The sequence below is a fragment of the Dyella sp. genome, assembly GCF_035508675.1.
Lineage (GTDB): Bacteria > Pseudomonadota > Gammaproteobacteria > Xanthomonadales > Rhodanobacteraceae > Dyella_B.
Map to the genome: position 1 here is coordinate 1 of NZ_DATJMN010000108.1, position 5284 is coordinate 5284.

A 5284-nucleotide genomic window follows, 5' to 3' on the forward strand; every position below is an offset into this window, starting at 1 on the left:
CGGCGCATCCTGCTGCCGATCGACGGTTCGGAGTTGTCACTACACGCCTTCGGCATGGGGCTGGAACTGGCCAAGACCTTCGGCGCCAGGGCGGTAGCGATGCACGTGGTGCCACCGTACAACGCCATCGCCTACATGACCGAATTCCTGGCCGCCGCCGAATTGCGCTACAGCCAGCACGCGGTGGAAAGCGCGTCGCGTTATCTCGATCGGGCCAAGGCCAGCGCCAAGGAAGCCGGCGTACCGTGCGAATGCCATTACGTCTTCGGCGAACATCCGCACGAAGCGATCCTGGAAGCGGTTGCCGAACACCACTGCGACCTGATCGTAATGGCCACGCACGGCTGGCACGGCATGAACCGGCTGCTGCTCGGCAGCGAAACGCAGAAGGTATTGATGCGCAGCCCGGTGCCGGTGCTGGTCTGCCGCTAGGACAGATGGCATGCCTTTTCGATGGGACCCCCAAGCCGGCTTAGCCGCCGCGGATGAGCCGGCTCACACGGACGCCCCGGTCCCACTGTCGGTCCCTCCTGCACCCGGTCGCGCCGGAACCCTGTGGGAGCGATTGAAACAACATCCCTTGGCGCACATCGGCCCCGGCCTGATCACCGGCGTGGCCGATGACGATCCGAGCGGCATCGCCACGTATTCGCAAGCCGGCGCGCAGTTCGGCCTGCACATGCTGTGGACCATGCCGTTGAGCTATCCGATGATGGCGGCGGTGCAGTCCATGTGCGCGCGCATCGGGCGCGTCACCGGCAAGGGCCTGGCGGCAAACATCAAGCAGGCCTTTCCGCCTTATGTGCTCAAAGGGGTCGTGCTGCTGTTGCTGATTGCCAACACGCTCAATATCGCCGCGGACATCGCGGCGATGGGCGAAGCGGCGGAACTGGTCACCGGCATCGACCGGCACGCGATGACGGTGTTGTTCGTGGTTCTCACGCTGGCCTTGCAGATCGCCGTGCCGTATAGCCGCTACGTGTATTACCTCAAATGGCTGACGCTCTCGCTGCTGGCCTATGCCGCGGTGTTGTTCACCGTGCACGTCCCGTGGAAGCACGTAGCCTGGCGCACGATCTGGCCGGGCTTTGTGCCCAACCGCAGCGCGGCGGCCATGATCGTGGGTGTGTTCGGCACCACCATCAGCCCTTACCTGTTTTTCTGGCAAGCCTCCGAAGAAGTCGAAGACATGCGCTTGAAGGCACGCGAGAAACCGCTGCAGCAAGACCCGGCTGAGGGGCCGGCCGAACTGGTGCGCATCAAATGGGATACGTGGAACGGCATGTTCTATTCCAACATCGCCGCTTATTTCATCATGCTGGCGACGGCCGTAACCCTGCATGCGGCGGGCATCACCGACATCACCACCGCTGCACAGGCTGCGAGCGCCTTACGCCCATTGGCCGGCGACCTGGCGTATCTGCTGTTTGCGTTGGGCATCCTCGGCGTCGGCCTGATCGGCGTGCCAGTACTGGCCGGTTCGGCCAGCTATGCGCTGTGCGAAGCGATGGACTGGCAATGGGGGCTGGAACGCCAGGCCAAGGATGCGCGCGGGTTCTATGGCGTGATCGCCGTGAGCGTGCTGGCGGCGCTGGTCATCCAGTACTCGCCGATTCCGCCGATGAAAGCCCTGTTCTGGAGCGCCGTCATCAACGGCGTGGTGGCGGTGCCCTTGCTGGTGCTGATCACCCTGCTTGCCGCGCGCAAGTCGGTGATGGGCCGCTTTACGGCGCCGAAGATTTTGCTTGGCCTTGGCTGGATCACTACGCTGACGATGGGCATGGCTGCGTTGTGGATGTTGATACCGCTGTAGGCGAATTGCTCAGGTCCGCGTCGACGCCATTCCAAAGCGGGCCGTCATTCCGGCGTTCGGCCACTGCTGCCCGGGGAAAAATTACCAACCTTCGCCGTAACGCTTGGAATTTATCGGGTGAAATGTGAGCTTGCGATGCGTTGCAGAGGCTTGTTTAGAGCAAGGCGCACTTTCCCCGGACAGCAGTGGGCGTTCGGCAAAATGACAGATGTTGGATCTTGGCGGCTGAAACATGCTTGAGCTTTCTGCATGGCGACGTTGGGGTTCGCATGCGCTCACCGCCAACGCGTTCCGGCTCTGGCTGCAGGCTGGACGCGAATCTCACCCAGCCTGCGAAGGCGCCAGGCTCTGCAAGGTAGTCGGCAGCAATTCCGAAACGGTCGGATGGATGTGCACGGCGTGCGTTACCGTCTGGTAGCGCGCCTTGGCATACATCACGTCCAGCAGGCTATGGATGGCCTCATCGCCGCTGACGCCCAGAATGGCCGCGCCAAGCAACTGCTCGCTTTTCCCATCCACGATCACTTTCATGAAGCCCAGCGTTTCGCCGCGCTCGACCGCCCGGCCCACGCGCGTCATCGGGCGTACACCCACCAGCACGTCATAGCCTTTTTTCCGCGCCTCCTGTTCGGTGAGGCCGATGCGGCCGAGCGGTGGGTCGATAAACAATCCGTAGGCAAGAATGCGATCGGAGATGCGCCGCGGCTCGCCATCCAGCACGTTCGCGGCGACGATCTCGTAATCGTTGTAGGCGGTGTGCGTAAACGCCCCCTTGCCGTTGCACTCGCCCATCGCCCAGATGCGATCGGCCGAGGTACGGCATTGATCGTCGACGGTGATGTAGCCGTGCTCGTCCGTGGCCACACCCGCCTTATCCAGGCCCAGTGCGTCGGTGTTGGGCCGACGCCCGACGGCCAGCAACAGGTGCGTGCCGTGTACCTGCAAGCTCGGCTTGGCACATCGGGCCGCGATGCTTATTTCGCCGGCCTGCCCATGCAACTCGATGCATTCGGCCGCCAGGTGCAGCTCGATGCCTTCCCTTTCCAGGATATCCACCACGGCAGCGGATACGTCGGGATCCTCTTTCGGCAACAGGCGCTCGCTGCGCTCGACGATGCTGACCTGGGCGCCGAATCGACGGAACATCTGCCCGAATTCCAGCCCGATGTAGCTGCCGCCGACGATGACCAAGTGCTTGGGCAATTCCCGCAATTGCAGGATGCTGGTGTTGGTAAGGTAAGGCACGCTGTCGATGCCGGGAAAATCAGGCACCACGGCACGGCCGCCGACGTTGAGGAAGAACTCGTCGGCCTCGATCAACGCATCACCCACGCGCAACGTGCGTGGCGATTCGAATGCCGCGTGGCCGCGCAGCAGCGAAACATTCGGCATGCCGTGCAGCCATTTCTCCACATTGCTGCGCGATTGCCCCGAGATGCCTTGCGTGCGCTGCCACACCGCCTCCATGTCCACGCGGACATCGCCGGTATGCACGCCATAGCTCGACGCGCGGCGTGCCTGTTGCGCGACATAGGCACTGGCCACCATCGCCTTGGTGGGAATGCAGCCGGTATTGACGCAGGTGCCGCCCACCAGCTTGCGCTCGATCACCGCAACCTTGCGGCCGGATTGGCCGAGACGCTCGGCCAATGAAGGCCCCGCCTGCCCTGCACCCACCACTATCGCATCGAATCGCTGAGCCATGACGGCGCCTTGACGAAATCCACGGAGCCGCAAGTGTGTAGCAGGAATGAAGAAAAAATCGTAAACGCGCGCCGGATCGCGCCCATGGCAGGTCGCCGCTCTCCTCAATGACTCGGCAGCACTTCCACCAACACCACGTCATTGGACCGCATCGGCAGCGACACGCTCGCGCTACCGTCCTTGGTCACCACCAGCGAACGCATGTCGGCACGATCGGCCGTGACGGCTTGCAACTGCTGCAGCTGCACAGCGCTCAACGATGCAGGCGAGCCCATGCGCAAATAAGCCGAATAGGCATCGTTGGCATCGAAGCCGGTTCGATGGATGGCAACCTGGTACTTGCCCGGCGCCAGATGCTTGAGATCGATGCTGATGGGCTCTGCCGGATGCGCCGGCAGCAGCTTGGTATAGAACGAACGATTGCTCTTGTCCTGCTTGGGCTGCTCGAAATCCCAGGCCACCAGCTTGAGCACGCCGTCGTTCCACGTCGCGTAGCTTTGCGCATCGGTGGTCTTGAGCTGCGTGTCGCCGAGCTCGTTGAGGTATTTGTACGCGAAATACACCGGCTTGCGGATGCCCTGCGGGTTCATCAGCCCGAAGCCGCCCTGGAACGGTGCCGTGGGCGGGCCGGGTTCTTCGAACAGGTCGCTGAAGGTCCAATAGCTCATGCCTTGCGCCAGCCCCTCGCTGGCCTTGAGCTTGCTCAGCACATAGGCAGCGCTCACGTACGAATCGTGTACCGCATCGCGCGGCGTATAGCTGGTGCTCCATTCGGTGAAATACAGCGGAAGGTCCGGACGTGACGAATGGCTGATCTGCTCGCGCACGCGCCGGACGTCGCCGACGATCGCATCCGGCGACGGCGACAGCTTGGTGTCGCTTTGCCCGTTTTCATCGAGGAAGCCGCCGTCCACGCCATAGGTGTGCGTGCTGATGAAATCGAGCGGCACGTGCGCCTGCGTGGTGTGCGCGATCAGTTCGGGCACCCACGCCGCACCCGCGGTGGCCGGCCCGCCCACTTTCAGCTGCGGGTCGATTCGCTTGATGGTGCGCGCGGTGGCGTCGAACAGTTGAAAATACGCTTTCTGGTCGGCGCCCTCCCAGAATCCGGCCAGGTTGGGCTCGTTCCAGACCTCGAAATACCAACGGCGAACTTCTTGCTGCCCGTAGCGTTGTTCAAGATGGTGCACGAAGGCATCGACCAGCGCGGTCCACTTCGACAGCACGGGATGCGAGGTATTGCCCTTCCAATAGAAGATGTGCTGGTTGGAGGTTTTCATCGCTTCCGGGGTGAAACCCAATTCCACGAAGGGCCGGATGCCCATGGCCAGCAAGTCGTCGTAGAGCGTGTCGATCTTGGTCCAGTTGTACACCGGCTTGCCGTCCACTTCGCGATACGTGCCGAGCACATCGTGGAAGATGGCGTGAAAGCGGATATAGCGGAAACCCAGCTCTTTCCTCACCGTTTTGAGCTGGGCAAGACTGTCCTCGCGCTTCAGCGTGCCGGGATAATCCGAACCGACGGAGAAATTATAGAAGCGGTCGAGCGGCGAGGATGGACCCTGCACGTCGACGGCGATATGGCGCACACCCTGCCCGGCCTGGACGGCAGGCGCCATGCTCAACATGCCCAGCAAGCCGCATAGAGCCGCCCACCGATGGGGCCGAAGGAAGGACATCGTGTTCATGTTTTTCATGCTTATCCAGCCAGGGATTGCGTTGCGCCCGCGAGTGCCGGGATTTCATCCCGGCGTTCGCCAAGCCTCT

At 62.5% G+C, this 5284-nt stretch carries 4 protein-coding genes; 2 read left to right on the top strand and 2 right to left on the bottom strand.

Going from position 1 to position 5284, the window contains the following annotated elements:
• Together VMA74_RS06510 and VMA74_RS06515 are read left to right on the top strand one after the other, a co-directional pair.
• Positions 1-432 (top strand): universal stress protein (locus tag VMA74_RS06510; RefSeq protein ID WP_325365828.1); only part of this gene is annotated, 432 nt, incomplete at its 5' end.
• Between the two features lie 133 nt (positions 433-565).
• Complete coding sequence (locus VMA74_RS06515; RefSeq protein ID WP_325365829.1) at positions 566-1813, top strand: divalent metal cation transporter; 1248 nt, start codon at positions 566-568, stop codon at positions 1811-1813.
• Positions 1814-2134: 321 nt separating this feature from the next.
• Here VMA74_RS06515 and VMA74_RS06520 read toward each other — a convergent pair whose 3' ends face one another.
• On the bottom strand, positions 2135-3517 hold the full coding sequence (locus tag VMA74_RS06520; protein ID WP_325365830.1) for an FAD-containing oxidoreductase: 1383 nt from the start codon (positions 3515-3517) through the stop codon (positions 2135-2137).
• 104 nt (positions 3518-3621) lie between these two features.
• The gene (locus VMA74_RS06525) at positions 3622-5196 is read right to left on the bottom strand and encodes a GH39 family glycosyl hydrolase (RefSeq protein ID WP_414649567.1); all 1575 of its coding nucleotides are present in this window, start codon (positions 5194-5196) and stop codon (positions 3622-3624) included.
• Positions 5197-5284: the final 88 nt, after the last annotated feature.